The 23210-nt window shown below is 61.5% G+C and carries 28 protein-coding genes; 3 read left to right on the top strand and 25 right to left on the bottom strand.

Translation table 11 applies throughout. The features are described from left to right. Positions 1-4: 4 nt before the first annotated feature. The 14 genes from AC1DS6_RS23070 to AC1DS6_RS23005 form a co-directional block, all read right to left on the bottom strand. Positions 5-622: a phage tail protein I gene (locus AC1DS6_RS23070; RefSeq protein WP_441633672.1), complete on the bottom strand. Its 618-nt coding sequence runs from the start codon at positions 620-622 to the stop codon at positions 5-7. Further along, the gene (locus tag AC1DS6_RS23065; protein WP_441633674.1) at positions 615-1526 is read right to left on the bottom strand and encodes a baseplate assembly protein; all 912 of its coding nucleotides are present in this window, start codon (positions 1524-1526) and stop codon (positions 615-617) included. Before AC1DS6_RS23065 ends, AC1DS6_RS23070 begins: the two co-directional genes overlap by 8 nt. After that, positions 1523-1885, bottom strand: coding sequence for a GPW/gp25 family protein (locus AC1DS6_RS23060; protein ID WP_441633676.1), 363 nt, complete (start codon positions 1883-1885; stop codon positions 1523-1525). The genes AC1DS6_RS23065 and AC1DS6_RS23060 overlap by 4 nt, the downstream gene beginning before the upstream one ends. Next, entirely contained in the window at positions 1882-2499 is a 618-nt protein-coding gene (locus AC1DS6_RS23055) for a phage baseplate assembly protein V (RefSeq protein ID WP_441633678.1), read from the bottom strand. The genes AC1DS6_RS23060 and AC1DS6_RS23055 overlap by 4 nt, the downstream gene beginning before the upstream one ends. Positions 2500-2577: 78 nt before the next feature. Continuing rightward, on the bottom strand, positions 2578-3024 hold the full coding sequence (locus AC1DS6_RS23050; RefSeq protein ID WP_441633680.1) for a phage virion morphogenesis protein: 447 nt from the start codon (positions 3022-3024) through the stop codon (positions 2578-2580). Beyond that, positions 3021-3458: a phage tail protein gene (locus AC1DS6_RS23045; protein WP_441633682.1), complete on the bottom strand. Its 438-nt coding sequence runs from the start codon at positions 3456-3458 to the stop codon at positions 3021-3023. The genes AC1DS6_RS23050 and AC1DS6_RS23045 overlap by 4 nt, the downstream gene beginning before the upstream one ends. 58 nt (positions 3459-3516) lie before the next feature. After that, the gene (locus AC1DS6_RS23040) at positions 3517-4323 is read right to left on the bottom strand and encodes an N-acetylmuramidase domain-containing protein (RefSeq protein ID WP_441633684.1); all 807 of its coding nucleotides are present in this window, start codon (positions 4321-4323) and stop codon (positions 3517-3519) included. Further along, positions 4301-4627: a phage holin family protein gene (locus AC1DS6_RS23035; protein ID WP_441633708.1), complete on the bottom strand. Its 327-nt coding sequence runs from the start codon at positions 4625-4627 to the stop codon at positions 4301-4303. Before AC1DS6_RS23035 ends, AC1DS6_RS23040 begins: the two co-directional genes overlap by 23 nt. Before the next feature lie 2 nt (positions 4628-4629). Beyond that, the gene (locus AC1DS6_RS23030; protein WP_441633686.1) at positions 4630-5019 is read right to left on the bottom strand and encodes a putative holin; all 390 of its coding nucleotides are present in this window, start codon (positions 5017-5019) and stop codon (positions 4630-4632) included. Between the two features lie 16 nt (positions 5020-5035). Next, positions 5036-5239, bottom strand: a complete 204-nt coding sequence (locus AC1DS6_RS23025) for a tail protein X (RefSeq protein WP_441633688.1) — start codon at positions 5237-5239, stop codon at positions 5036-5038. Further along, complete coding sequence (locus AC1DS6_RS23020) at positions 5239-5706, bottom strand: head completion/stabilization protein (protein WP_477103199.1); 468 nt, start codon at positions 5704-5706, stop codon at positions 5239-5241. The genes AC1DS6_RS23025 and AC1DS6_RS23020 overlap by 1 nt, the downstream gene beginning before the upstream one ends. A 178-nt stretch (positions 5707-5884) precedes the next feature. Further along, positions 5885-6607: a phage terminase small subunit gene (locus tag AC1DS6_RS23015; RefSeq protein WP_441633691.1), complete on the bottom strand. Its 723-nt coding sequence runs from the start codon at positions 6605-6607 to the stop codon at positions 5885-5887. Then, positions 6604-7626, bottom strand: a complete 1023-nt coding sequence (locus tag AC1DS6_RS23010) for a phage major capsid protein, P2 family (RefSeq protein WP_441633693.1) — start codon at positions 7624-7626, stop codon at positions 6604-6606. The genes AC1DS6_RS23015 and AC1DS6_RS23010 overlap by 4 nt, the downstream gene beginning before the upstream one ends. A 53-nt stretch (positions 7627-7679) precedes the next feature. Then, entirely contained in the window at positions 7680-8510 is an 831-nt protein-coding gene (locus AC1DS6_RS23005; protein ID WP_441633695.1) for a GPO family capsid scaffolding protein, read from the bottom strand. 141 nt (positions 8511-8651) lie between these two features. Here AC1DS6_RS23005 and AC1DS6_RS23000 point away from each other — a divergent pair, with 141 nt between their 5' ends. Beyond that, on the top strand, positions 8652-10430 hold the full coding sequence (locus AC1DS6_RS23000) for a terminase ATPase subunit family protein (RefSeq protein WP_441633697.1): 1779 nt from the start codon (positions 8652-8654) through the stop codon (positions 10428-10430). Continuing rightward, the gene (locus AC1DS6_RS22995) at positions 10427-11461 is read left to right on the top strand and encodes a phage portal protein (protein WP_441633699.1); all 1035 of its coding nucleotides are present in this window, start codon (positions 10427-10429) and stop codon (positions 11459-11461) included. The genes AC1DS6_RS23000 and AC1DS6_RS22995 overlap by 4 nt, the downstream gene beginning before the upstream one ends. Positions 11462-11662: 201 nt before the next feature. Here AC1DS6_RS22995 and AC1DS6_RS22990 read toward each other — a convergent pair whose 3' ends face one another. The 9 genes from AC1DS6_RS22990 to AC1DS6_RS22950 form a co-directional block, all read right to left on the bottom strand. Further along, on the bottom strand, positions 11663-12679 hold the full coding sequence (locus tag AC1DS6_RS22990; RefSeq protein ID WP_477103198.1) for an MAE_28990/MAE_18760 family HEPN-like nuclease: 1017 nt from the start codon (positions 12677-12679) through the stop codon (positions 11663-11665). Continuing rightward, positions 12676-13875 (bottom strand): GmrSD restriction endonuclease domain-containing protein, encoded by a 1200-nt coding sequence (locus AC1DS6_RS22985; RefSeq protein WP_477103197.1) that lies wholly within the window; start codon positions 13873-13875, stop codon positions 12676-12678. The genes AC1DS6_RS22990 and AC1DS6_RS22985 overlap by 4 nt, the downstream gene beginning before the upstream one ends. A gap of 459 nt (positions 13876-14334) precedes the next feature. Next, complete coding sequence (locus tag AC1DS6_RS22980; RefSeq protein WP_441634904.1) at positions 14335-15114, bottom strand: BRO-N domain-containing protein; 780 nt, start codon at positions 15112-15114, stop codon at positions 14335-14337. A gap of 437 nt (positions 15115-15551) precedes the next feature. Then, positions 15552-15677, bottom strand: coding sequence for a hypothetical protein (locus tag AC1DS6_RS22975; RefSeq protein WP_441634902.1), 126 nt, complete (start codon positions 15675-15677; stop codon positions 15552-15554). 629 nt (positions 15678-16306) lie between these two features. Next, positions 16307-16519 carry a GDCCVxC domain-containing (seleno)protein gene (locus AC1DS6_RS22970; RefSeq protein WP_441634900.1) on the bottom strand — a complete coding sequence of 71 codons (213 nt, stop codon included), beginning with the start codon at positions 16517-16519 and terminating at the stop codon, positions 16307-16309. Positions 16520-17094: 575 nt separating this feature from the next. Further along, positions 17095-17328 (bottom strand): hypothetical protein, encoded by a 234-nt coding sequence (locus AC1DS6_RS22965; RefSeq protein WP_441634898.1) that lies wholly within the window; start codon positions 17326-17328, stop codon positions 17095-17097. Between the two features lie 282 nt (positions 17329-17610). After that, positions 17611-18054, bottom strand: a complete 444-nt coding sequence (locus AC1DS6_RS22960; RefSeq protein ID WP_035870991.1) for a cupin domain-containing protein — start codon at positions 18052-18054, stop codon at positions 17611-17613. A gap of 162 nt (positions 18055-18216) precedes the next feature. After that, the gene (locus AC1DS6_RS22955) at positions 18217-18597 is read right to left on the bottom strand and encodes a helix-turn-helix domain-containing protein (RefSeq protein WP_441634896.1); all 381 of its coding nucleotides are present in this window, start codon (positions 18595-18597) and stop codon (positions 18217-18219) included. A 289-nt stretch (positions 18598-18886) separates the two neighbouring features. After that, on the bottom strand, positions 18887-19543 hold the full coding sequence (locus AC1DS6_RS22950) for a hypothetical protein (RefSeq protein ID WP_477103196.1): 657 nt from the start codon (positions 19541-19543) through the stop codon (positions 18887-18889). Between the two features lie 402 nt (positions 19544-19945). On the opposite strand from AC1DS6_RS22950, the gene AC1DS6_RS22945 reads away from it, so the two are divergent. Further along, positions 19946-20467, top strand: coding sequence for a hypothetical protein (locus tag AC1DS6_RS22945; RefSeq protein ID WP_441634893.1), 522 nt, complete (start codon positions 19946-19948; stop codon positions 20465-20467). Between the two features lie 296 nt (positions 20468-20763). On the opposite strand, the gene dinB is transcribed toward AC1DS6_RS22945, so the two are convergent. Next, on the bottom strand, positions 20764-21927 hold the full coding sequence (gene dinB, locus AC1DS6_RS22940) for a DNA polymerase IV (protein WP_441634906.1): 1164 nt from the start codon (positions 21925-21927) through the stop codon (positions 20764-20766). A gap of 422 nt (positions 21928-22349) precedes the next feature. Continuing rightward, entirely contained in the window at positions 22350-22970 is a 621-nt protein-coding gene (locus AC1DS6_RS22935) for a hypothetical protein (RefSeq protein WP_441634891.1), read from the bottom strand. Positions 22971-23210: the final 240 nt, after the last annotated feature.

Below are 23210 nucleotides of genomic sequence, written 5' to 3'. Positions count from 1 at the left end.
GTTATCAGGGGTGCACAGTCATGGTGTCGATGGTGTGGACGGCCCCGCCGGCGCGGGTGGCACCGCCCACGACGATTTCGGTAGGGGTGTAGGGGTAGATGGTCATTTCGTCGCCCAGGTACGTGGCGCTGCCAATGACGACGCGGCCGCTCGTCTCCAGGCTGATGGCGAGACCACGCAGATGCCGCGTCAGCGGCTTGGCGTCATCAATCAGGCGCTCCAGCTCGAGATACATCTCTTCGGTGATGCCGGCGTCCAACACGCCGACATCCAGCTGGAATGTGCCGCGAGGCCCGGCCGGCACGGTCTGCCACCATTCGATCACGCGAATCAGGAAGCCCAGCGGCTCCACCACGCGGCGCAACGCGCCAATGGTCCCCTTCTTGCGATGCAGGTAATAGGCCGATGCAGTCACAGCACGTTTGGTGGCCAGCGGCCAGCCCGGATCCCAGCGGTCAACAGAGAATGCCCAGGCGAGGAAGGGCAGCAACGCCGGCGGGCAGTTCGCAGGGCTCCACAGCGCGCGTAAAGGAACCGGCACCCGCTCGATGCGTGCGCTGGCCTGCGCCGCGCTGCGCTCAAGTGGCGTTGCGTTCGGGGGCAGCAAGGGGGCGCTACTCACGCGTGCCTCCGTTGACGATCTCAGTGCCCAGGCAGCGGCCCGCTTGGGTTTCGTCCAAGGGGATATCCTCGGCCGGCTCATGTAGGGCCACCTTCTCCACGCCGACGACGTGCAGGGCGGCGGTGATGGCGGACCGATTGATGTCGCGGCCGAGGCGGCGCCTGGCCTTGCTGTAGGCGGCGGCTCGTTTGGCCGCTTCCGCCAGGATCGGCTCGGCTTCCGGCCCGGGATACAGATAGAGCGTGGCACGGATGCGATACGGCACCATTCTTGCGAGCTGCACTGTCAGGCGGTCGCCTACTGGACGGATGTCTTCGTCACTTAGTGCGGCTTCGACTATGGGCAGCAGGTCGTCCTCTGCGGAGCCGTCTTCGGACGTGGTCAGGATCGTTACCACCGCCTCGCATGGCACCGGGCTGATGGCGCTCGCGTCGGCCACACGGCCGTCTGCCGAGCGGGCGTGGAACTTGTAGGCCTCGCGCGGGCCAGCAACGGACAGCCCTTCGAAGGCCATCTGTGTGCGCTCCAGCAAGGCCTCATCACTCTCCATCACCGCCGCTGTCGGCGGCACCGTGGTGTTGTCCGCCTTCTTGATGGTGAGCCGCTTTACGTTGTAGTTCGCGGCGATCTGCTCCAGGTCGGTGCCCTTTGCGAATGCCAGCATCACGGCGCGCGCGGCATCGTTCACTCGCTGGCGCCATACCATTTCCCGGTACGCGTTCTCCTGCAGCAGCTTGACGACAGGCTCGGATTCCAGGGCAAGGGTAGCGGCCACGGCAGGCCGTTCATCCGCAGGGAAGAGTGACAGGTAGTACGCCTTCCGTTCGGAAAATATCGCCTCGAAGTCGACCGTTTCGACAATCTCAGGCGCAGGGAGTTGAGACAGGTCGATGATGCCGCTCATGCGCTGCCCTCGCGCAACGGCACCGTCAATGTGCCCAGGGACTCGCGGCGCGGGCCGTCGACGCGGTCAGCATCAATGATGGCCGCCAACGAGCCATCTGTACCCACGTCGAGGGCCACGGCGGACACGCGCACCCGCGGCTCCCAGCGCACCAACGCGGTGACGGCGGCCGACATAACGCGCAAGCGTGTGACGCCGTTCAAGGGTTGGTCGATCAGCATCGGCACCAGCGAGCCGTAGTCGCGTCGCATAAGCCGCGACCCGATGGGTGTGGTAACGATGTCTCGAAACGATTGCCAGATGTGCGCAAGATCCGATAGCGCCTGTCCAGTCGTGTTGTTCATGCCGGTGTAGCTCACCTCGTGCCCTCCGTCCAATCGTCACCGCGCTTTACCGCGCCGTGGTCGTGGTCATCCAGCACGACGCCGTTGGAAGACAGCTTGCCGTCCTTGTGCGTGAAGTCGCCGGAGATGCTGTTGCCGTTGTCGCCGGCGGTACCGGAAATGCCGTTGCCATAGGTGAGCAGCTGCTTCACCGTGAGCTTGCCCTCGAAAATGGAGTGGGGGCACTTGAACAGAACTTCCTCCGCAGCCTCCACCAGCACGGTCTTGACGCCGGTCACGGACAGCTTGCCCGACGCGTGGTCATAGATGGTCTGCGCGCCGTCCGGGTACAGCGTGACGGTCTCGTCGGAGCTGTGGCTTGGCACGTCGATGGTGTCGGAGGGAATGCCGGTCAGCACGATGCCGTTGGCAATGTCGCCACTTGGACAGAGCAGCAGCACCTGCTCGCCTTTGGTCGGTGGGTTCCAGGTGCGGGTTCTGCCGGCGCGCCGCTCGGCCCACGGCAGCCAGGTCGTGGTAATGCCGCCAGTCTGCACGCGCACACGCGGCGGCTTGCCGGGCTGCACGTCGGTGACAACGCCCAGGCGCAGCAGGTTTTCGATCAGGCGGGCGAGTTCGGCGGTATCCATGCCAACAGGTTGCCGTGCGCGCGCGGAGCGGTCACGCGCTGGCTGTTGTGCCGGCGCGCGCGACAACAAGCGCGCAGGTCAGCCTGCCAGGTGCGTGATGACCAGGTCCGTGATTCTGGAGACGTCGGCGTCGTCAAAGCCGAGTAGTTGACGCGCGGGGTACTGCGCCTCGAGCCCGGCGTTGTTGACGCGATCACGAAGGCCGAACTGGTGGACGGCCGCGATGCGCTGGGCCCGACTGGCGAAAGTCACCACCGCGGCGTTGAGGTTGGACTCGGTCTTGAGGAAGCTTGTGGTGCGTAACCGCGCGAACATGGCGCGGCGCACGCGCCCAGGGCGCAAGCGCAGTTGGGGCTTGCGCGGCTCAAAGGCCGAGCCATCGGGGTTGCGTTGCTCGGCGATGCGGCGGGCCTGGCGCCGGCGCATCTCGCCCGCCACGGCGCGAGTCAGCGCGCGGCGGGCCGGGGCCTCCAGCTTGGCCAGGAAAGCACCGGCCCAAGCCTCCAGTTCGCGGAAGTCGCTCACGGCGCCGGCCGCCAGGTCGACGGATCGTCGTGCTCGTTGACAGGCTCGGGCTGGTGATCGACCTGGTAGCCGCCGCCGGCCACGCGCACTGTGACACGCTCGGTCAGCGCGAGCTTGACGGAAATGTCGACGGTGTTGTGGTTCAGGATGTCGGCCTCGAACTTGAAGCCGTCTGCGCGCCGGTCCGGATTGAAGAACAGCTCTGACTGATTGACGCGAAGCCAAGCCAAGATGGGCACCATCAGGCTGTCGGCGCTGTCGCCATAGTCGGTCACGATCAGGGTCAGCGTGTACTGGTACTCGAAAGACAGCGTCTTCGTGCCGGTGGCCACGATCCGCCCTTCGTCCACGAAGATGTGCAGCTTCTCCGGGTTGCGGGCCAGGTCTGCCACCGCCTCGGTCAGCGCCTGACGCAGGCTGTTGGGCTTCATCATGGCGCGGCATCCCCCAGGATGGTCACGCCTTGCCAGCGCAGCAGCGCCTGCAGCTCGGTCATGCGGTCACCTCCGCTTCTGCCTCGTAGCGCGCAAAGGCGCGGGCCAGCTTCACGTCGTACAGGTTGTCTTTGTAGGCGGGGCCGTTATACAGGCTGGCGAAGACGGACCACTTCTGCGCCTTGAGGGCTTTGTGCAGGGCCGGGTCGGCAAGGATAAAGCGCACGAAGGCATCGAGCTGCGCCGCTTCGCCAGTGCGCATCGCATCCACAAAGTCCTGCGCGCTGGCGTAGCCCAGGAGCTTCCAGTGGAAGCCCATGATCTGGAATAGGCCCCAGCTGGCCGATGCAAGCGCGCAAGCCGGTTCAATCTCCATGGCGCGCGCAAGGCGCATATGCTCGCCGGCACCACCGACGTAGCCGCCGCGCGTGGGGTTGACCAGGTTCGGGTACTGGCGGGCGAGGGCGTCCGCATTATGTCCGGCAGCGCGCAGTTGGCGATACATGATGTGCCGCTCGAACAGGATAACCGGCCGGCCGTCCGCGAGAAAGCCGGAACCACGGCTCTCCACCTCGTTGACGGCTCGCACCGCGGCGAGCGGCACCGCGAGCGTACGTGCCGCCTGCGCCAGGTCTGCCGCGGTCAGGTGCCCAGGCTGGCGCCCGTTCACCTGCAGGGCAAGGATCGTCTTTGGACCGGCCAGGCCATCTACCACCAGTCCATAGCGGCGCTGCGCGTCGCGCACCGCAGCATCCGTTTCCACGCCGAAATGTGCCGTCAATGGCAGGCTGGCTCCGCGCACGCGCAAGAGCCGCTGCAGTTCGCGCACATCGGCGCCGTGGTCACCGCGCCGCAGGATTGTCATGTCCAGATCTCCGAAGGAAGCGAAGGAGCCAGGAGCCTTCGTTGGCCCCCATGCGAAACAGCTCCACCACGTTGCCGCGCACCGCAAAGACGGCCACGCAAAGGACGAGGGTGAGCCCGACTTGCGCGAGCAATGCCCATTCGTAGCGCGCGAACAGCACCCCGATGACGGCGGTACCGGCCAGCACGATCAGGAGGTAGGCCAGCCGGGCGGCCCAGGGGCGGTGCGAGGCACCGTCGCGCCGGAAGAAGAGCAGCCGGAGTGCGATCAGGGCGCACAGGAGCGCCTGGGCGAAGAAGAGCAGCTTCATTTGGTTTCCTCCTGCTTGTTGCCTCGGAGCAGGCCAATCACCTTGTCCGAGTTGTCGGCGAAGCGGATCAGCGCGAGCAGCAGCTTGACCATCACTGCGGAGGCGACCAGGGCGCCCACGCCATGGCCCACCCCGGCCTCGGTCGGTAGCACCTTGGCAATGAGGGCGGCGGTCAACGGCGCCGACAGGCACCCGGCCACGACCGACAGCACCAGAAAGGCCAGCTTCTTGCGCATGGATAGCTCGTCGGAGTTGAGGGCGAACACAGCGGCGCCCGCGAAGGCCCCCAGCACGGTGGCAGCGTCGACACCGGGTAGGAGGGTGATGGCACCGGCAGCGGTCACCGCAACGGCGGCGGCACTACTGGTGGCGATTGGTTCAGCCATGGCGTTGTCCTCAAGGTCAGTCCCACAGCTGCACGCGCTGAACGGCGGGCTGTGGCGGGGTGTCGGGCATTTCAATCTCGGTGCCGTGCGGTAGCACCGCGCCGAGGTCTGCCAAGCCCGGGTTGGCTTCCATCACGGCCTCAGTCACGCCGGCCGTGCGCCCGTAGATGCGCTGGCAGATCGCATCGAGGGTTTCGCCTTGCATGGCCCGCGTGCGCATCAGATCAGCTCAATGGTGCTGCGCGAGATGCCCAGCACGTCGCAGATGGCCCAGCGCTTATCCCTGCGCAGATCCTCAACGGCCTGCATCAGCGCTTCCGCGGCTTTGTCGCCGGCCGCGGTGGCGTCGTAGTCGCGGTATCGCTCGATCAGCGCCGCCCGGGCACCACAGAAGACGGCGCGCTGGTAGCGGTGCACGTTGGCCGAGGTGTTGTCGATCCGTGGTGCTGGCACCGCATCGAGGCTGTCGTGGCCGGCGGCCAGCTGCGCCGCCTTCCAGGTGGCCAGCTCTTCATTGACCGATAGCGCGGACTCCACCAGCGCGCCGCGCAGGCGCTCGGCGGTTACGGTGCCGTCCAGGCGCGTGGCTGCGATGACCTGGTCAATGTCGATGTCCGGAAAGAAGCCGTCGTTGCGAATCAGGTTCTGGCCGGTCTTGGCGGGCGCTGTGGCGATGAATGAAGACATGGTTCCTTTCTCGGCGGTTGGCGGCCGTGTCCAAGTGGCGGTGGCGTGTGGGGAGCTGGTCGTGGCATGGTTCCGTAGCGGTTAGGAGGCGGTGGACGGGGCGACCGGGTTGGGTACGCATTGCGGCGTGCCGGAAGGCGCGCCCCGTGCCGCCTGGTGCGCGGGGTCACGCTCGGGGTCAGCCCTTGCCGTCTCCCTCCTGGGAGCCGGCCGGGGCCGCGTTCTTCAGCTCGCGCTCGAGCTTTTCGATGTCCTTCTTCACGCCCACCTTGTCGTGCAGCCCCAGGGCGCGCTTCAGGGCGATCAGGGCGAAGGTGCGCTGCGACTGCACCTGGTGCGCCGGCGTCGTTTCGATCAGGCCCAGTTGGGCGTAGGCGACGGCCTTGTACAGCTTGGCGCGCACCTCGTCCGGCATGTCCTGGTCGTCGGTGAGATTGATCACGGCCACCAGTGTGTCGACGTCGACCGGCTGGCCGGCTTCCGCCGCCTTCAGGCCCATCGTGGCGTATTCCTCAGCGATCAGGCACGCGGTGGTGCGCTGGTACTGGTCGGGCATGGCCAGCGCGTGGCGGATGGCGTACTGCGCCAGGGGCAGGGCGCCGGCGAAGTCGCCGACGTCGATGTGCCACACCATGACGGTCATGAATACCTCGTCCTGAACGCCGTTGTCAGCTTCAAGCACGCCCTCCACCCAGGCCGCGTAGTCGGGCAGCAGCTCGCGCTTGAGGTCGGCCTTGCGCTCGATGGACTGCACCAGCTTGAGCCGGCGCTTGTGGTCCGCCAGCTGCGCAAGCATGAGTTCGTGGCCGGTGGCGTGGCGCAGCGGGTTGGCGGCTTCGGTCGCAGCGTTCATCTGCGCAGCCGTCACGCGCAGAAAATGCCGGCGAGCTGGGCTGGTCATTCCTGCTCCTTTGCAAGCTCGATGTTCTCGGCCATGGCCGCGCAGGCCAGATCTTCGATCACATACGCGTCGTTGCTCGACTCATAGTTCTCGATGCGGTCGCGCTTTGCATTGTCCAGAATGGTGCGTCGGCGAGCGCCCTCCTGGTAGTAGATGGACAGGTTGTCCAGGCGGGTGACCAGCAAGCCATTGGATGGGAAATAGGGCACGCGCACAGCGGGCAGGTTGCCGATGCGCTTCTGGCTGATGATGATGTCGGCGGCCAGTGTCTGGGTCGGGTCGCGGTCCTTGTTCACCAGCGGGAAGTACTTGTCCGCAAGAAGCTGCCGGCCGCAGATCACGACCAGTTCCGGGTCTTCGGCGTACCAGGGCGCCATCAGGTTGTTGACAAGGTCGAAGACCAGCGCGTCGAGGTTCACGTATTGGGGATCTTTACCCCCGATGACAATCCTGTCAGCGTTCTTCTCGTCTTCTTTCATGACCCGCTCGGGGGCCTGTTCTCGCAGGTTCTGCAGCCAGCCCTTGTTGACGTCCTGCAACATCGGGTTGGCCACGCGATCCGAGGTGGCCGCGCGCGCAACACCGTGGAAGCCGATTACCATCCGGTCCAACGCCTGGCGCCGGATGATGGCGTCGCGGATGCGGGTCTGGAAGTCGGCAAACTTGGCCCAGGCATCCAGCTTCTGGTACGTGATATGCGTGTCCGAGTTCGTCTGCTCGCAGCGGTACCCGCGATCGTCCAGCGTGGAAATATCGGCTGTCTGGCGTTCCTTCTTGGTGGTGTCCGTGGTGCTGGCCACCGGACCTGAAACGCCCAGGCCGATTTTTTCGCCTTCCTGCTCGGTGACGCCGTAGAAGTTGATCTTCGAGAGGAATTCGCTCGATTCCTGCACCTTGGTCTCCAGCTTCTGCTGAACGCTGGGGATCACGTTGAACTTGCGGTCGACACGGTCGACGCTGTTCAGTTCGGCAATGGCTGCTTCATAGGCCGTATAGAGACGGCGGGTATTGTTGCGCATTCTGTTGGCTCCGGGGGATGTACGGGTTGGGTGTTCGCTGTCCGGCAGCCGGGTCAGCAGTCGGTCTTGATGATGTCGGTGCCACCACCGCCGGTGGCGGCAGAGCGGCGCGAGAAGTTCTCGGTTTTTTCCAGCGAGCCCTTCAGGGCGGAGAACTCCTCCTTGCCCTTGTCCTGCGTGGATTTGAGGTCGGCGAGCTGCTGACTGATGCCGTCCAGGGACTTGGCGAATTGGTCGCCAACGCTTTGGAGCTGCTCGGCGACGGTCTGGATGGCACCCTCCACCTCGGCGAAGCGTGCGTCGTTCCCGGCGTCCGTTTCCTTCTGCCTGGCAAACAGCTTTTTGATGTTGGCGGCGAAGCCCGGCTTCACGGTGCCGCTCTGTTCCGGCTCGATTTCAATGGAGACTTCCACCGCTTCCGAGAACAGGTTGTCCGGATCCTGCTTGCGCTCGGCGAGCGGATTCTGTTTCGCCTTCGCGCTGAATTGCAGCATTTCGCAGCCGAGGCTCGCGGGGTTGTCGGTGACGGCCAGGCCGACCAGGTAGGCTTCGCCGGTGTCGGCGAAGTCGGGCCGGACCTCCATGGAGCAATAGATCTTCTGGCGGGCCTTGTTGAAGGCCACCAGTTCCGAGGTCGGGTCGATCTGCGCATACAGGCCGAGTTTGCCGTTCTCTTCCTCGGTCTTCAGCGCCAGCACGTCTCCGTATGCCTTGAACGGGCCGCTCGGGTCATAGCCGCGGATGTGCTCGAGATTCACGCGCGCGCCATAGGTCTTTGGGTCGTAGCTGGCGGCCATCTGCACCAGCATGTCGCGATCAATGGTGCGGCCATCGCTGGTGGCGCCTTCGGTGGCGATGCGGAAAAATTTTGTCTTGCCGGCCATGATGTCCTCGGTGGTTGTCGTTAGGCGTATGTGGGCATCTTCAGCGCACCGCCACGCGCGGGCAACGCATTGGTGTTGTGCGCGCGGATGCCACAACAAGCGCGGCGTGGCACGCGCGCGCGCGGCAGGTAGCGTGGCGGCATGGATACAAAAGCTGCCGAACAACCCCTCGTTGATCCCAACATCGATCCGCGCCGGCGTGCGCGGGCGCTCTACTGGCAGGGCTACCGCGTCGTGCGTATCGCGGAGCTGATGGGTGTGACTGCAGCGACGGTCTATAGCTGGAAGCGCCGCGATGCCTGGGACGCTGCGGACCCGGTGGAGCGCGTGAGCACCTGCATTGAGGCGCGGCTGGCAATGCTGGTGGGCAAGGACAAGAAGGAAGGGAAGGACTTCAAAGAGATTGACCTTCTCACACGGCAGATGGAGCGCATGGCGCGCGTGCGTCGGTATGAATCGACCGGCAACGAAGTGGACCTGAATCCGAAGGTGGCGAACCGCAACAAGGGGCCGCGTAAGGCCCCTGAGCGCAATGCCGTCAGCGAAGAGCAGCAGGAGCAACTGGCCGACGCGTTCATGGACTCGCTGTTCGACTACCAGAAGGTCTGGTATGAAGCGGGGCTGACCGAGCGCATCCGCAACATCCTGAAGAGCCGGCAGATCGGCGCCACCTGGTACTTCGCACGCGAGGCGTTCATGGATGCGCTCACGACCGGGCGCAATCAGATCTTCCTGTCGGCCAGCAAGGCGCAGGCCCACGTCTTCAAGCACTACATCATCCAGTTCGCCAAGGACGCCGCCGGCGTGGAGCTGAAGGGCGATCCCATCGTGCTGCCCAACGGCGCGACGCTCTATTTCCTCGGCACCAACTCGCGCACTGCACAGAGCTACCACGGCAACCTGTACCTGGACGAGTACTTCTGGATTCCACGCTTCCAGGAGTTGCGAAAAGTGGCGTCCGGCATGGCCATCCATGCGAATTGGCGGCAGACCTATTTCTCGGTGCCATCCAGCCTGGCGCACGAGGGCCACGCCTTCTGGTCCGGTGCGCTCTTCAATCGTGGGCGCCCGAAGGCAGAGCAGGTCAAGATCGACATCAGCCACGCCAACCTGCGGGAAGGCAAGCGCTGCGCCGACGGCCAGTGGCGCCAGATTGTGAACGTGGAAGACGCAGCGCGAGGCGGTTGCAACCTGTTCAACATCGACCAGCTGCGGCTCGAATACAGCGCCTTGGAGTTCGAGAACCTGCTGATGTGCATGTTCGTGGATGACCACGAATCGGTGTTCCCGCTCTCGATGATGATGCGCGGCATGGTGGACAGCTGGGTGGTCTGGGAGGACTTCCGCCACTGGTCGCCGCGGCCATTTGGCAACCGCCGGGTGTGGGTCGGCTATGACCCCAACGGGGGCGGCGGCGATAGTGCCGCGCTGGTGGTGGTGGCACCGCCGCTAGTACCCGGTGGCAAGTTCCGCGTCTTGGAGAAGCACCAGTTCCGCGGCATCGACTACGAAGAGCAGGCCGGCGCCATCAAGCGCGTGACGGAGCGCTACAACGTGGAGTTCATCGGCGTTGATCGGACGGGCATTGGCGACGCCGTCTTCCAATTGGTGACGAAGTTCCACCCCGCCGCCAAGGGCTTCACCTATTCCGTCGACGTGAAGACCGGACTGGTGCTCAAGGCGCACGACGTCATCAGCAAAGGCCGGCTCGAATACGACGCCGGCTGGACCGACTTCGCGGCGTCCTTCATGTCCATCAAGAAGACCACCACTGCCGCCGGCGGCCGGGTCACCTACCAGGCCGGCCGCTCGGAGGAAACCAGCCACGCGGATCTCGCGTGGGCCTGCATGCATGCGCTTTCGCACGAACCCATCGAAGGCGTCACCACCACCAATTCCAGCATTATGGAGCTGTCATGAGTCGAAGAAAGCCGCCGCGCGGCGCACGCGCAACGAACACCGCCGAGGCGCATGCTGCGCCCGCCGCCTCCGCGGAGGCGTTCAGCTTTGGCGATCCCATCGCTGTGCTCGACCGGCGCGAGCTGCTGGATTACGTGGAGTGCCAGCGCATGGGGCAATGGTACGAGCCACCCATGTCGTGGGACGGTCTCGCGCGGTCCTTCCGCGCGGCCGTGCATCACAGCTCGCCGATCTATGTGAAGCGCAACATCCTGGTGTCCACCTTCGTGCCACACAAGCTGCTGTCACGCTCGGCGTTCGCGCGCTGGGTGCTGGACTTCCTCATCTTCGGCAACGCGTACCTCGAGCGGCGCGACAACGTGCTTGGTCGCCCGGTCAGCCTGGAGCCCGCGCTGGCGAAGTACATGCGCCGCGGCATTGATCTGGCCAGCTACTGGTGGGTGCAAAACTGGCAACAGCCGCACGAGTTCAAGCCGGGCAGCGTCTTCCACTTGCTCGAGCCGGACATCAACCAGGAGGTGTATGGCCTGCCCGAATATCTCTCTGCGCTCAATGCGACCTGGCTCAACGAATCGGCCACGCTGTTCCGGCGCCGCTATTACAAGAACGGGAGCCACGCTGGCTTCATCCTGTACATGACGGATGCTGCGCAGAAACAGGAAGACGTCGATGCGCTGCGCCAGGCGCTCAAGGACAGCAAGGGGCCGGGCAATTTCCGGAATCTGTTTATGTACGCGCCCAATGGGAAGAAGGACGGTATCCAGCTGTTGCCGGTGTCGGAGGTGGCGGCCAAGGATGAATTCTGGAATGTGAAGAACATCACGCGGGATGATCAGTTGTCAGCGCATCGTGTGCCGCCGCAACTCATGGGGATCATTCCGCACAACACCGGCGGCTTCGGAGATGCCGCGAAGGCGGCGGACGTCTTCGCTCGTAACGAGGTGAAGCCATTGCAGGATCGGCTAACGGAATTGAACGACTGGCTCGGGGCCGAGGTGGTGCGGTTCGGTTCCTATACGCTAACTAGTTAGTGCAAGTGATACCGCGTAAGCGCGAGGCAATGAGCATTAGGAACCTCTCGAGGAATGCGTGGGCCTTCTTCCCATTAGGGGATTAACCGGGCATCAAGGATGGGAATACTCTGGAAGTCCGGTTGTCTTGATTATGGGTCGTATACTTGCCGCCACCTGTCGGTGCCTCGATCCATCTAACTACCCGGCGCCCACCTCTAGTTACGCAACTTCCAAAATCCGCACAATCTCTGTACCTTTCGTTGCCGGTGTGGACAGTTGCATCCCCACGAGATCACCAGCGTTTGTGGTTATACCAAGCATTGGTGCATCTTCCAGTCGAAGATCTGTGATTTTCGATGGGTAACAGCGACCAACGCTCTTTCGGCATAGAAATACTTCTCGGCCGATGTCAAACATCTCTGCATTCGCTTTTACTAGATAGGAGGAGTTGGCATTATATTTTTGTACAATTGATCCAAGTACAACGGCTTGGCGTCCCCTCATGATGATATTGTACGAAACAAATTCTGCGAAAGTACGGCAGAGCATTTCTATAAATTCACAAAGTCGCAGAAGTATATTGGTGGCATAGATTTCATCATCCTCGAAGCGCCCATGGGAGATAGCATTTCGTCGCTCCACAAAGTCCGTCAGCGCATTTTCTATCAAGGAGTTTCCAATAAAGTAAGAGCATGCGTCGCCAAGCTCGCGGCAACTTGCGCACCACTTATTTAAATCAATTAACTGTGCTCGCTGACTAAGCGATTGAAGTGTATTAGCCCTCAAGTTTGGCAAGTCGACGGTCAGTGCCTCAATGATCAACGTAACAGATTTGTCCTTCTTTTGGACTCCGTAAAGGCTTTCAGTGATGCTTTTTTTTGTTAGGTTTGAAAAGCGCTGCTCGTCAGTTCGTTGAAGCAGTTGCCCACACCCATTCGCATAATCATCGAAGAATTTTTCGGCCGAGAAATCTGTCAATATGCTCGCATTATCCAATGCGAAAACTACCCACTCGCGTATGCAAAAGTAGATAAAGCTTTCATAGGTAAAGTACAGGCGAGAAATGGTGGCGGAGTAGTCGAACTGCCTCGAGTAGAGGTTCCGTTCTTCACCAGTTCTGGGGTCGTCCAATAAGGATAAATTATGTGTTCTCGCCCACTCGCCAAGTCGAATGAAGGATTTAATTGCATCTATATCCTTATTCAGGCGAGATAGCCTAACAAAGAGGGAGTTCATTCAGTGATGGGGCTATATTTTTTATAAATATCCGACATAATTGATATTCTTCTTAGAATGTCGGATTTTGTGTTGCCGCGACCGGTCATCACGCCCTCAGAGTCACCAATAAAACTCCGTTTTACCTCCTCCAGAATTTCCTCGGCGTGTAAAATTAGGGATTTTCCATCCGGAATATACTGGCACAGCGCGACCATTACCGCATCTGCATATGATTTTTGGGGCTTGGCTCCCCACTTCATTCGCTTTGGGTCATATGGCGCAAAGAGATGGTCGCCGAAAATTTCTCGAGCGACGGCAAGGGTGCCTAGATAAAGGTCATTCAAAAAATTAAGATCCTCGCTCGAAAATTCGCGTGCCTTGATCATATAGAGATCTAGGAATGACTTCATGCCTCTCTGATAGTGCTGTGCGTGTCGAAGAGCAAAGAATCTGAGAATCACCTCAACATCTTCCATCTCGCGATAAAACATATTTTTCTCGAGATACTTTGGCACGCGGCCTTCCTCGCTCGAGGAATATTCTGGCAACTTCCACGCCGCTCTGTGTAGAGGGTTTTTGGCTAGTTCGATCAGAAGTTTGTTAAATGGACCGGCATATAATGCGTTGCGAATCTCTTGAGCCCCAAGTTTCACGCCGCCGGTATTCAAGCGTTCAAATACCAGTTGTTTTAGGAGAAAAGCTTCTTCTTCCGATGTGGTTGATTCATATAGTACCGTTATCCATGAAATCGTGCGGCGATCGATGCCAGCACGTATTTTCTCCGGTAGGGTTGCATAGGTCTTTCCATTAAGCTCCGGCCACCGCTCCACCCCTTTTAGTGTTAACTCATTAGAATAGAACGATTTTATCGCGGTAAGTCGTTGTTGCCCGTCCATGACCTCATAACTGTTTGGGGAAATCTCGTATACGAATAGCGGAGGAATGGGGATATTAATAAGCAATGACTCGATTAGACGCGACTGGCGGATTTGATCCCATCTGTCTCGGCGTTGATAGAACGGACGTGCGTCCATGTATCCAGGGCGACGTAGAGAATCATAAAAATTCGGGAGCTTCTCGCGATTGGTCTCCGTAACTATACGCTCGGCCTTACGGTCATACTTCTCACTAATTTGATCGTCGGTAAGAGTGGTGTCGCGCTCCACGCTCATCTTTTGCCAAATAGAGCGCTCGGAAGGGGCAAACGGATCCATGTGTTTTCCAAACAGGTTGAGATATGCCAACTAGCGGGATTCTACGCCAGCCTGGTATCGCGGAGGAGTCGCTTTACTGGTTGCTGTCCGAACATGCCAATTGAGGGAGTTCGCAAGTGAGATCTAGAGGACAGGACTGGTGCATCGACGGCCACAGAGCTTCTGCAGTGTCTTCATGCGCGGCTCTTGTTGTCTCGCTCGGCTGACGGCTAGCCCCAGGCCTGAGTCATCTGCCGGTCCGCCTAGCAGCCTGCAATAAATTCCATAATGTGAAAAATCATGGGGTGCGGATGACTATTCCGCTTGGCGCGCGGTTGAGACCCCGCCTCGCCGGCCCGCTTCATCGAGTGGTTTTTCTGCAACTGCATGAACCCGGGGAAGCCGCCCGCCAGCAGGCGTGGCGGGCAGTCCGAAGGGGGAAATTTCTATGCGAATTTACGCGGCTAAGGCTATGCAGGCTCAAACGGACAGCACCCAGCACTTCACCAAGCGGCCGGTGATGGCGCTGCGAACCACGCGTTGGTCAACGTAGCGCGGGGCAATGCTGGTGGGCAGGGCGCGGTGCAGTTCGGACCGCGACGGCAGCGACACGCGATGCTCGTCGCACAAGCGGACCAGGTGTGGGAGGTTTAGCGCTAGTAGGCGTGGGTCGTGGGCGTGATTAAACGCTATCTGTAGAGTGCGCAGCGATTCGAGGGCAGCGAGAAGAGCGGGAACGGCAGCGGGCACTGGCGGGGCTTCGCTGCCAATCGCATCGATTGCCGGCGTGGGTAGTTGAAGTAGGGTGGAGGCGTGCTGCAACTGGTCATGGATGGCTTGGCGTTTTTCTGGGTGCCGCTCCACCTCCAGCTTATCCAGTAGCCTTAACCGCAGCCGGTGGGCGGCAAGTTGCTGAGGCACCGTCGCGCCCGCATGGAGAGTGCCTGCCTTGCGGACCGCCGGCAGCACGTCGTCAAGCACCCAGCGCTCGAAGCGCTCGGCCGCTGGCAAGTTGCTACTGACGATCAATCGCAGCATGTCAGGTTCGGACAGCACGCGGGCCGCTTGAATCCGGCCGAGGCTGTCGGGGATGGGGTGGTGTTTCACCACCCCGCGGCAGTGCTGCTTCATGGCGTTGACCGGGTCTGCATAGCCGAGAGCAATGCAAACGTCCTCTCCCACAAACCAAGGCTGGGTATCGGCGCCAGTGAGAATCCGGACTGCATGGGAGTCGAAAGCGAAGATCGACGGAGTGCTCATTCGTCGCGAGAAGTGTTGTGTTGGGCACAGCTTATCGCGGAACGCAGACTCAAGGTATGGGGGCACGTCCGGAAAAAGGTAATCTTGGTAATCGCCTCGGAAAGACGGTGCTAAGTATCTGATTTATAAGGCGATGTCTGGTTATCTCCCAAAGGTAATTTGGGGTAATCCAAAAGGTAATATTTTCATAAGTGATTGATTTTATTGATAATTTTTCAAGGGGAAGGTTACTCTTGGAAAGGGTAACCAATTACCTCAAGATTACCCCGATATTACCTTCAGCCAGAAAGCTGGAATCCCTTGTCTGGTAAGGCTTTCTGCGATTTTCGGAGCATCCAGTTACCGAGGTTACCTTTTTCCGGACCCCCGCCAAACTTTAGAATTGCCCGTCTCGGACCGGGTATCACAGCTGTCCCGCCCATGTTCTTCGATACACTTTAATCGCGATCACATGCGCGGGACGAGTCGAAAATCATGCCAATCCGATGCGGGCATTGACTAGCGATGCCCACAAGATCGAACGCCGCGCTGGCAGCCAGGCTGGTGGCCTTGGTCTCGGACATGCGAAAGGCCTAGTGACACTCGCACCCTTGCCCCCCTACGTCAAACTCCCTCCAGTTCCTGGAAGTCATTGATTCATAAGTGACGTCTAGTCCCCTCCCTCGCACCACAGTCCTCTTTTGCATCACTCGTACGCCTCACTTTATTTCCCGTATTTCCGCACCGTATCAACACGCAAAGCTAAGCTACGTAAGGCCTGGCAGGCGATTTGAAGCAATCGCCTCATTGCACTCTGCACATTGCCCTTTCACTTATTGTCGGCGCTCCGGTCCCATAGTGGCCCCACGTTCGGTCCCACGAAATGGCACACTTTACGAAGTCCGCATGCGGGTGATGCGCACAGATGAAGGTGAAGGCAGAAGGCCCGCCGTTCAGCACCTCTTGGCGATGGTGTCCAGAAAACTGCGCCCGTGGTTGGTGAGACGAACCTGGCTACGGCCGTGTGTCAGGCAATCGACTTGTACGCGCTGCCGACGCACGAGGCTTTTGAGGTCGGTGGGGTCCAATTCGAGATTCCCGTTTACGCTATCGAGAAGCCAGCGCATTGTCATATGGTCATTCCCATCGTCGACGTCTTGGACATACAGCAGTTCGGCCGGCGGCACGGCCCGCAAGAATCTTCCGCCAATCTCTATCCACAGCACCCGCGTTGTTGCTGAATTGGCGGGCACTTGACCGAACCGAATGAGCAGAATACGCAGCAGTCGCCGGAGTTGGGCCGCAGGAGCGCCTTGCAGTGGCTGCACTCGTAGAAGAACTGGCAGGCGTCCGTTGGCATGGTTTCCTGCTTGGCAAAGCCGCAGTGCGGGCAGGTCAGTACGGATTCAAGAATGACGGCACGCATCGGGTCCTCACAATCGCACCGCCTCTCGTCGCCAAACGCAACGGCCACCACGTGGCGGCGGCGGAGGGGGAAAACAAACGGACTGGGGTACTTATTTGTACGTGAACCCGAAAGGCCAGCCATCTGCGCGCGGAACGGCTTTCCGTTCTGACAGCACATTGGGGGAGAGGTCGGCCAGCTTCGGCGCCGGCGCGCTCGGTGCCATGGTTGGTCCTGTGGGGCGGTGCTTCCGTTGTAGGCGCGCCGGGAGGACAGCGCCATAGGGCATCGTCCGACTTGCGTGCGTTGCGTGTATAAAGAGCCGCGGCGGCGTCGGCTGTCCACATCATCTTCTCAATGTGCCGTGTCTCGATACCGTGCACCGTGCTGGCCGTCGTCGTGGAAGTTTGCGGCTCAGTGTTTACCACTCACAGGTGGTGCAGGCGAAGCGGCTGACGGATCTGGAGAACTAGGGGCCGCGGGCGCGGTTGATGGCGAAGCGCTACCTGCCCAGTCGATCGCCGAGCTCAATGAAAAAAGGTGACAACCAAGCTGTCACCTTCATCAGAAGTGGGGAGTCCGGCGAAATCTCCTGGTTACAACGGAGCGCCGTAAGAAGACGAAGACATATACCCGCCGGACCTTGCGCCATCCGGGAACGTTTCGAACGTGTCGGCCCTTGTGCCATCGGCGTACGTGTCGGAGCTGCCGGCCCGTGCGCCATCAGTGCGCACATCGAACTCGCCAGCCTTGGCCAATGCAAAAGCAGCGGACAGGGCACCGGTCAGAGCGACAGTGGCGGCAATCAGAACGAAACGTTGGATATTCATGATGAATTGAAAGGGGACATCGAGCCGCCAAAATTTGGGGACTCCGCAACAGGCTGCATGATAGGGGTTTGCCCTATGGCTATAAACCCTAGTTTGCGAAACGCATAGTTGCTCATTGCACAACAATACTGAAAATCTTCGTCGTGAAGGCCCGGGGTACGGTAGCAATCTGACGGTTGTGCTGATTAAGGTGCCGGTCGGGGTGGTGCTGGCAAGGAGACCAACGGTTGGTGGGGGACTCTAGGTGATTGACCCGCCCCGGCATCGGATCGCCCATGCCCATCAGCCCGCAACCGTCACACCGCATTTCTCCGCAATCGCGATCAATTTCGGGACGTCCGGCGGCCCCGGAGGAATTTCCTGGTCGATTGCGGTGAAGAGACGCGTCGCGTGCCCGGTTTGGCCGGTGACCGAAATCATTTCGCCGCCGCCCGGGCCAAAGTGAAAGCTGTGAATCGTGCCTGCGGGCAAGTGAACGAGCGTGCCAGCCGTGGCGGCCAGGGTATTGCCGCCGTAGCTGATTTCGACACTGCCTTTGACCACGTAGAAGGATTCGTCCCAGTCATGGCTGTGCGGTGGCGGTCCGGTGCCTTCATCGCCTTGCTGCAAGAAAATCTCATAGCCTTGCGTGGCGGCATTTGATGCCAGTATCGTAATCTTCTCGCCCACCACATCGAGCGCACGAGGATAGGCGCTCGGTGTTACGACAAACGGTTGCGGCTTCATGGTTGCGCCTCCTTTGGACCGGATTCAGCCCCGAACCGGTTATAGTCAGTGGACTGGACGGAGTCCAGAAGTTGCCATCGGTGGCGTCGGTGACGGCCAGCGCGATTGCCTCAATCTCCTATGCGGGCTAACGGCAATGTGGAGCCGGCTGGAGGGCGCGTTTCATTTTCCCTCCCGCCCAACCAACACATCCAGCGGCACGTGCAGTGCCTCTGCCAGGCTCTGGAACACTTCCACGCTTCCATCGCGCTTGCGGTTCTCAATCTGGCTGAGATAGGGCTTGCTGAGTCCCGCGGCGGTTGCCAGCGCGTCCTGGGTCATCCGGCGGTATTCGCGCCAGGCCTTGATCGGGTTGTCGCCGGCGAGTTCGGCGTCCAGTATGGCGGCGGGAATCCGAAAGCCGTCTTCCCGCGCCTCGGCGTGGCCGGGCAGCGTGCCATCGTCCCACTCTCCGGTCCGGTGCTTGATGCGCTCCCACACCTCAATGGGCACCACCGCGAACTCGGGGTGGCCGTCGCGTTCGATGAATTGAATCTTGACCATGATTGGCACCTCCAGAGGAGCACGGCCGGCGCGTCGAGCACGATCGGGCCGTGCTGGATCTGATACCGCACTCGCCAGTCTCAGGACGGAGGCGGCAGCCGTGTCGACTGCCGGTGCGCCGGAGCCCGGCGTGGATTGCTGATCGCAACATGCCCGGGCGGGGTTGGGAGCCTGCGCCGCTTACCTGTTGAATGCGATTGCTTGCGCTTTCATGTTAGCTAGGCGCTAACCGAATTGCGAATAAAGTTGGCTGGCGGTTCCGGCGCCAACGCGGGACAGGGCTGGGCTTTCACGCGCCAGCCTCCGCGAACACCTCTTTGCCCACGATCGCATCCAGCTCCTCATACAAGCCGGAGGGTTTGTCGCTGACACGCAGTTGGAAGTCGAACAGTTGTGGCCGGATCAATGGTTCAACGCCGTACCCGTGCTCCGAAACGAGCCGGATCAGCCGGCCGCCGCGCGCATGAATGAACTCGGCCTCGGCATGGATGGCGACGTCGGGTACCACCACATCGCAGCCGGCGAGCTGGTCCAGCGCGTCGGCACAGTGATTGACCAGCACTTCCGGATCCATGCGGGCACGGATCCAGGACTCGCGAAGGGCGTTTAGCAACTGTACCGGCGATTTCCCTAGCGTGGGAACGACATCATTGCGCCTTGCCGCGTCGAACTGCGCGTCGTTGATGCCGGCGCAGGCCTGGATCATATGGCGCAGCGGGGCGTCGAACGTGACGGTCAGGAAGGCGTGGTTCGCGGAAGTCAGGTAGCTGGTGACGAGGTCTCGACCGGAGCCGGGACGGCCGCAAAGTCCGATAAGCATGAGGTTTCCTTTGTCGTGGTCGTTCGCCTGTGGGTGCTTGAGGTCAACGAGGTCGGTGCGCGGATTTGGCGCCGTGGCGCAATGCGGCGTGACCGGGCGGGCGCGGTGCCAGGCCGTGACTTCCATGGCCGGGCATACGGGGTCGCCCCGATGGGCGCAACCAGGCCGGACCGGCGCGGACACAAGCCCTGGCGCTCGCGATGCAGCCCGGCGTTGGGTATGGAAATGCCGGGGTTCTGATACCGCTTCAAGTTAACGCCGATAATTTACCCAAAGGTAAATATAAAGACAAGTCTTCTTGGTAACCATCATGACTTGCCGGCCGCGAGTCCAGGTCCTCGATCCACGGAAGCCGCCAAGGTGCCGACGCGCCCGTGGCTTGCCGCGTCAGTGTCGCGCGACCCCGCCGAACCATCGCGCCGAGAAGGGAGCGAAAGGTCCTCTTGCTCCGTAAATTACCTTTTAGTCACTAAATTTACAGTACCAGAAGAAAATTTACCTTGAGGTAATGCGCGGGTTTAATGAGTGATGGACATCCAAGATACGCGCGAACAACGCCTGGCCCAAGTGCTGGAGAAACAGTTCGGAGGCTCGATCGCACGCCTCGCGGACCGCGTCGACCGCGAACCCTCATATTTCTCCCGAGTTTTTTCGTCGGAAGGCAAGGCCGGAAAGAAGCGCATCGGCGAACGGCTTGCCCGCGACATCGAGGCCAAGCTCGGCTTGCCTCGGCTGTGGCTGGACGGCAGCATGGAGGATGCTGTCGCTCCCTCGAATGACGAGATCCTCCCGCCTGGCGTGGCCATTCGGGTGGCTCGCTTGGTCAAGGACTTGCGCAACGAGGATATCGACCGCCTGCTGACGGCCATTGAGTTGCTGATGCAGGTCGAGGGCGTGCGCTCGGTGCGCAAATATGGCAAGGGCACAAAACAGGCGCAGGTACTGACGACCGGAAAGCGCACGGCAACTGGCTCCGCGAGCGGGGCGGTACACGAGTCCGGCACGCGTGTCGCCGGGAAGCAGCGAGGCAGGAAGAAGCCGGCAGACTGACGCAGCCGGGGTCGGCGACGCGGCATCGGCAGCCTGGGCAGGACCGGCTGCCGCCGTGCCTGCACGTTAGTGTCCGGCCGGGTCAGAGTTGAAAATGCCGTCGATTGGGTGGCAGTGTCAGCAATTCAATTGTCGCGAATTCCCGCAGTTCCGCCTCTGTGCGCTTGCACTCAGTCACGTTGGTGACAAATCCGTGCCATGGCGTGCTGCCGTCCTACAGGCGCCGAGGGCCTGCATCGCCTTCCGGTGCGACCCGTGCCCGCACTATCAGACGGCCTGATTATCGGCTGCGACCGTTATTCGTCTTCGCCGAAAGGCAACTCTCCCTGGACCGGCGCCGACGCATACTCCAACTCGCCGGCTGGCGTCAGCGCGCTCACCCGTACGCCCAGTAGCCGTATCTTCCGGTTCAGCGGAACGCGTCTGACGCATTCGGTGGCGGCGCGCCGCAACAAGGTGGCGTCGGCGGTCGGGACCGGCATGCTGAGGTCGCGGGTGACGGTGTGGAAGTCGTCATAGCGCAGCTTGACGCCGATGGTGCGGCCGACGTAGCCCTTGCCGCGCAGGTCTTCGGCAAGGCGCTGGCACAGACCGGTAAAAACTTCGCCGAGAGCCTGGCGATCGTGGCGCGGATGCAGGTCGCGCTCGAACGTGGTTTCGCGGCTCATCGACTTTGGCTCCGAGCTGATGACCACGGGGCGTTCGTCATGACCTTGCGCGATCTCGGCGAGCCACGCGGAATAGCTGCGGCCAAAATGGGTCTGCAGTAGTCCGAGGTCCGCGCTGGCGAGGTCGCCAACGGTGGCGATGCCGAGCACGGCGAGTTTCTCCGTGGCTTTCGGGCCGATGCCGTTGACCTTGCGCACCGGCAGCGGCCAGATGCGCAGCGGGATGTCTTCCGGCGTCAGGAGGGTAAGCCCATCGGGCTTGTCCAGCTCGGATCCGATCTTGGCGAGGAGCTTGTTGGGCGCGATGCAGATGGAGCAGCTTAGCCCCGTGGCCTCGCGAACCGCTTGCTTGATGCGGCTGCCGATATCGGCGGGCTCGCCTGGCACATCGCTCAGGTCGATGTAGATTTCGTCGATGCCCCGGTCTTCGACCTGGCTCGTGAACGTGGCGACGGCCGCCTTGAAGAGCCGGGAGTAGTGCCGGTACGAATCGAAATCGGTGGGCAGCAGAATGGCATCAGGCGCGAGCTGGGCTGCCTTCATCATGCCCATGGCGGAAAAAACGCCGAGCGCGCGCGCTTCGTAAGTCGAGGTGGTGACGACGCCCCGTCCCGCATAGTCGCGCAGGCGCGCAAAGCGCCGGCTTCCGTCTTCAAGCGTCTCGGGCACCGCATTCCGTCCGCCGCCGATCACCACGGGCATGCCACGCAGTTCCGGATACCGCAACAGCTCGACGGACGCATAGAAAGCGTCCATATCCAGGTGGGCGATGCGGCGGGGGGCAAATGACATGGCGTCAGCGAACGGGGTTGACGACGCGCCCCGGCCGCGAGAAAGGACTCGGGGGCGGGCCGCCTCGGTTACTGTATGCATATACAGTATATCGAATTCTACAAGAAGAATCCCCGCGGCGCCCCGGTGGGCCTGCCAGCGATGCACGTAGGTCGTCGTCAGCACGATGCCCGCGGCGGGCAAGTGCGAAGTGTTATTGCTATTGCGCAGCAACTGGCGATCGATGCGCAAGCAGGCGCATGATTGAAAATGCAACGCATTATCATTTAAGTGGGTAATGTTCGTCGATGCCGACATGAACCGGCCGGAAGAGAAGACGGTTCACGTCGCATGACAACGGGTTTTCCCGCCGCCTTGCCGGCAAGCTGAAAATGCCAGCGCGGAGCGCGGGCGAAAGCCCGCCGCTCATCGGTGCCGGTCGCTCAACGCAGCAGGAACGCGATATCGTCCACGCTGATTTGCGCGACGGCCACGCCCCGGCGTTGCTGGAACAGGATGTGCTGGAGAACCCGGCGGCGTTGCCTGGCAAAGACAGCCAGGTCGATGGGGATGCCGGCGCGAGCATAGTGCTCGACCAGCAGCTTGTAGGCACGATGCCGCATCTGCAGGGCTTCGCCCTCCGCCCGTAGCTGGCTCGTGTCCTGCGGCACGATGCTTTCGGTCTGACGCAACGCCTCCATGGCGTGGGCGTGCATGTCGCGGTAACGATCGAGTTCGGCTTGCGTTGTGCGCAGCCGTTCGCGTAGGGCGCGGACCTTGCGCTGCAGCTTCAGCGTCATGCCTACGCCATGCTCGACCAGCGCCACGGTCTCAAGCGCATGGCTGGCGGCGGCAATCGTGTTTTTCCAGATCCCTCCGTCCGTCGCCTCGGTTTCCGCTGCCCACCCGTTGCTGATTCCGCTAAATATCTTCATATGACCCCTTGACCCTTGTACAGATTTCCGGCGGCCGGCTTTTTGGTAGCCGGTCCTGTCCGGGTGCACGGCGGCCGGGCCGCGTTGGCGCGCCTGCCGTGTCGAATCGACATCGTTGTACTGGCGCATGCGCTGGCTGGCATGCCTCGCGCCGATGAGCCGATGACCTGGGAATGCTACGGTCTCGCCGTTCGCGGGCCAAGTAGAAGATGCTTAGATCTGGTATTCCCGATGCATATGTCGCTCAATGTACGGGCGCGAGAATGTCTCGCCAAAGCCGCGTCACCGGGCAGCCCGCGCGATGCGCGGCCAGCGATAAAGCGCCCCTTTCCAGACTTGCCGGGGGGCGCGTCCCCGAATCCTGGCGAA

This window comes from Cupriavidus sp. 05L310 (assembly GCF_056398185.1).
The sequence above is the reverse complement of the archived record's forward strand: the minus strand, read 5'-3'. Positions and strand labels throughout refer to the sequence as shown.

Coding starts and splice junctions, on each gene's coding strand:
- AC1DS6_RS23005 (WP_441633695.1), bottom strand. CDS start 8,510: ATGGCCGGCAAGACAAAATTTTTCCGCATCGCCACCGAAGGCGCCACC.
- AC1DS6_RS23000 (WP_441633697.1), top strand. CDS start 8,652: ATGGATACAAAAGCTGCCGAACAACCCCTCGTTGATCCCAACATCGAT.
- AC1DS6_RS22970 (WP_441634900.1), bottom strand. CDS start 16,519: ATGCGTGCCGTCATTCTTGAATCCGTACTGACCTGCCCGCACTGCGGC.
- AC1DS6_RS22935 (WP_441634891.1), bottom strand. CDS start 22,970: ATGCGCCAGTACAACGATGTCGATTCGACACGGCAGGCGCGCCAACGC.
- AC1DS6_RS22965 (WP_441634898.1), bottom strand. CDS start 17,328: ATGAATATCCAACGTTTCGTTCTGATTGCCGCCACTGTCGCTCTGACC.
- AC1DS6_RS22990 (WP_477103198.1), bottom strand. CDS start 12,679: ATGAACTCCCTCTTTGTTAGGCTATCTCGCCTGAATAAGGATATAGAT.
- AC1DS6_RS23030 (WP_441633686.1), bottom strand. CDS start 5,019: ATGGCTGAACCAATCGCCACCAGTAGTGCCGCCGCCGTTGCGGTGACC.
- AC1DS6_RS23045 (WP_441633682.1), bottom strand. CDS start 3,458: ATGATGAAGCCCAACAGCCTGCGTCAGGCGCTGACCGAGGCGGTGGCA.
- AC1DS6_RS23015 (WP_441633691.1), bottom strand. CDS start 6,607: ATGACCAGCCCAGCTCGCCGGCATTTTCTGCGCGTGACGGCTGCGCAG.
- AC1DS6_RS22950 (WP_477103196.1), bottom strand. CDS start 19,543: ATGGAAGTCACGGCCTGGCACCGCGCCCGCCCGGTCACGCCGCATTGC.
- AC1DS6_RS23065 (WP_441633674.1), bottom strand. CDS start 1,526: ATGAGCGGCATCATCGACCTGTCTCAACTCCCTGCGCCTGAGATTGTC.
- AC1DS6_RS22985 (WP_477103197.1), bottom strand. CDS start 13,875: ATGGATCCGTTTGCCCCTTCCGAGCGCTCTATTTGGCAAAAGATGAGC.
- AC1DS6_RS23055 (WP_441633678.1), bottom strand. CDS start 2,499: ATGGATACCGCCGAACTCGCCCGCCTGATCGAAAACCTGCTGCGCCTG.
- AC1DS6_RS23020 (WP_477103199.1), bottom strand. CDS start 5,706: ATGTCTTCATTCATCGCCACAGCGCCCGCCAAGACCGGCCAGAACCTG.
- dinB (WP_441634906.1), bottom strand. CDS start 21,927: ATGTCATTTGCCCCCCGCCGCATCGCCCACCTGGATATGGACGCTTTC.
- AC1DS6_RS22980 (WP_441634904.1), bottom strand. CDS start 15,114: ATGAGCACTCCGTCGATCTTCGCTTTCGACTCCCATGCAGTCCGGATT.
- AC1DS6_RS22945 (WP_441634893.1), top strand. CDS start 19,946: ATGGACATCCAAGATACGCGCGAACAACGCCTGGCCCAAGTGCTGGAG.
- AC1DS6_RS22995 (WP_441633699.1), top strand. CDS start 10,427: ATGAGTCGAAGAAAGCCGCCGCGCGGCGCACGCGCAACGAACACCGCC.
- AC1DS6_RS22960 (WP_035870991.1), bottom strand. CDS start 18,054: ATGAAGCCGCAACCGTTTGTCGTAACACCGAGCGCCTATCCTCGTGCG.
- AC1DS6_RS22955 (WP_441634896.1), bottom strand. CDS start 18,597: ATGGTCAAGATTCAATTCATCGAACGCGACGGCCACCCCGAGTTCGCG.
- AC1DS6_RS23025 (WP_441633688.1), bottom strand. CDS start 5,239: ATGCGCACGCGGGCCATGCAAGGCGAAACCCTCGATGCGATCTGCCAG.
- AC1DS6_RS23040 (WP_441633684.1), bottom strand. CDS start 4,323: ATGACAATCCTGCGGCGCGGTGACCACGGCGCCGATGTGCGCGAACTG.
- AC1DS6_RS23010 (WP_441633693.1), bottom strand. CDS start 7,626: ATGCGCAACAATACCCGCCGTCTCTATACGGCCTATGAAGCAGCCATT.
- AC1DS6_RS22975 (WP_441634902.1), bottom strand. CDS start 15,677: ATGTCCGAGACCAAGGCCACCAGCCTGGCTGCCAGCGCGGCGTTCGAT.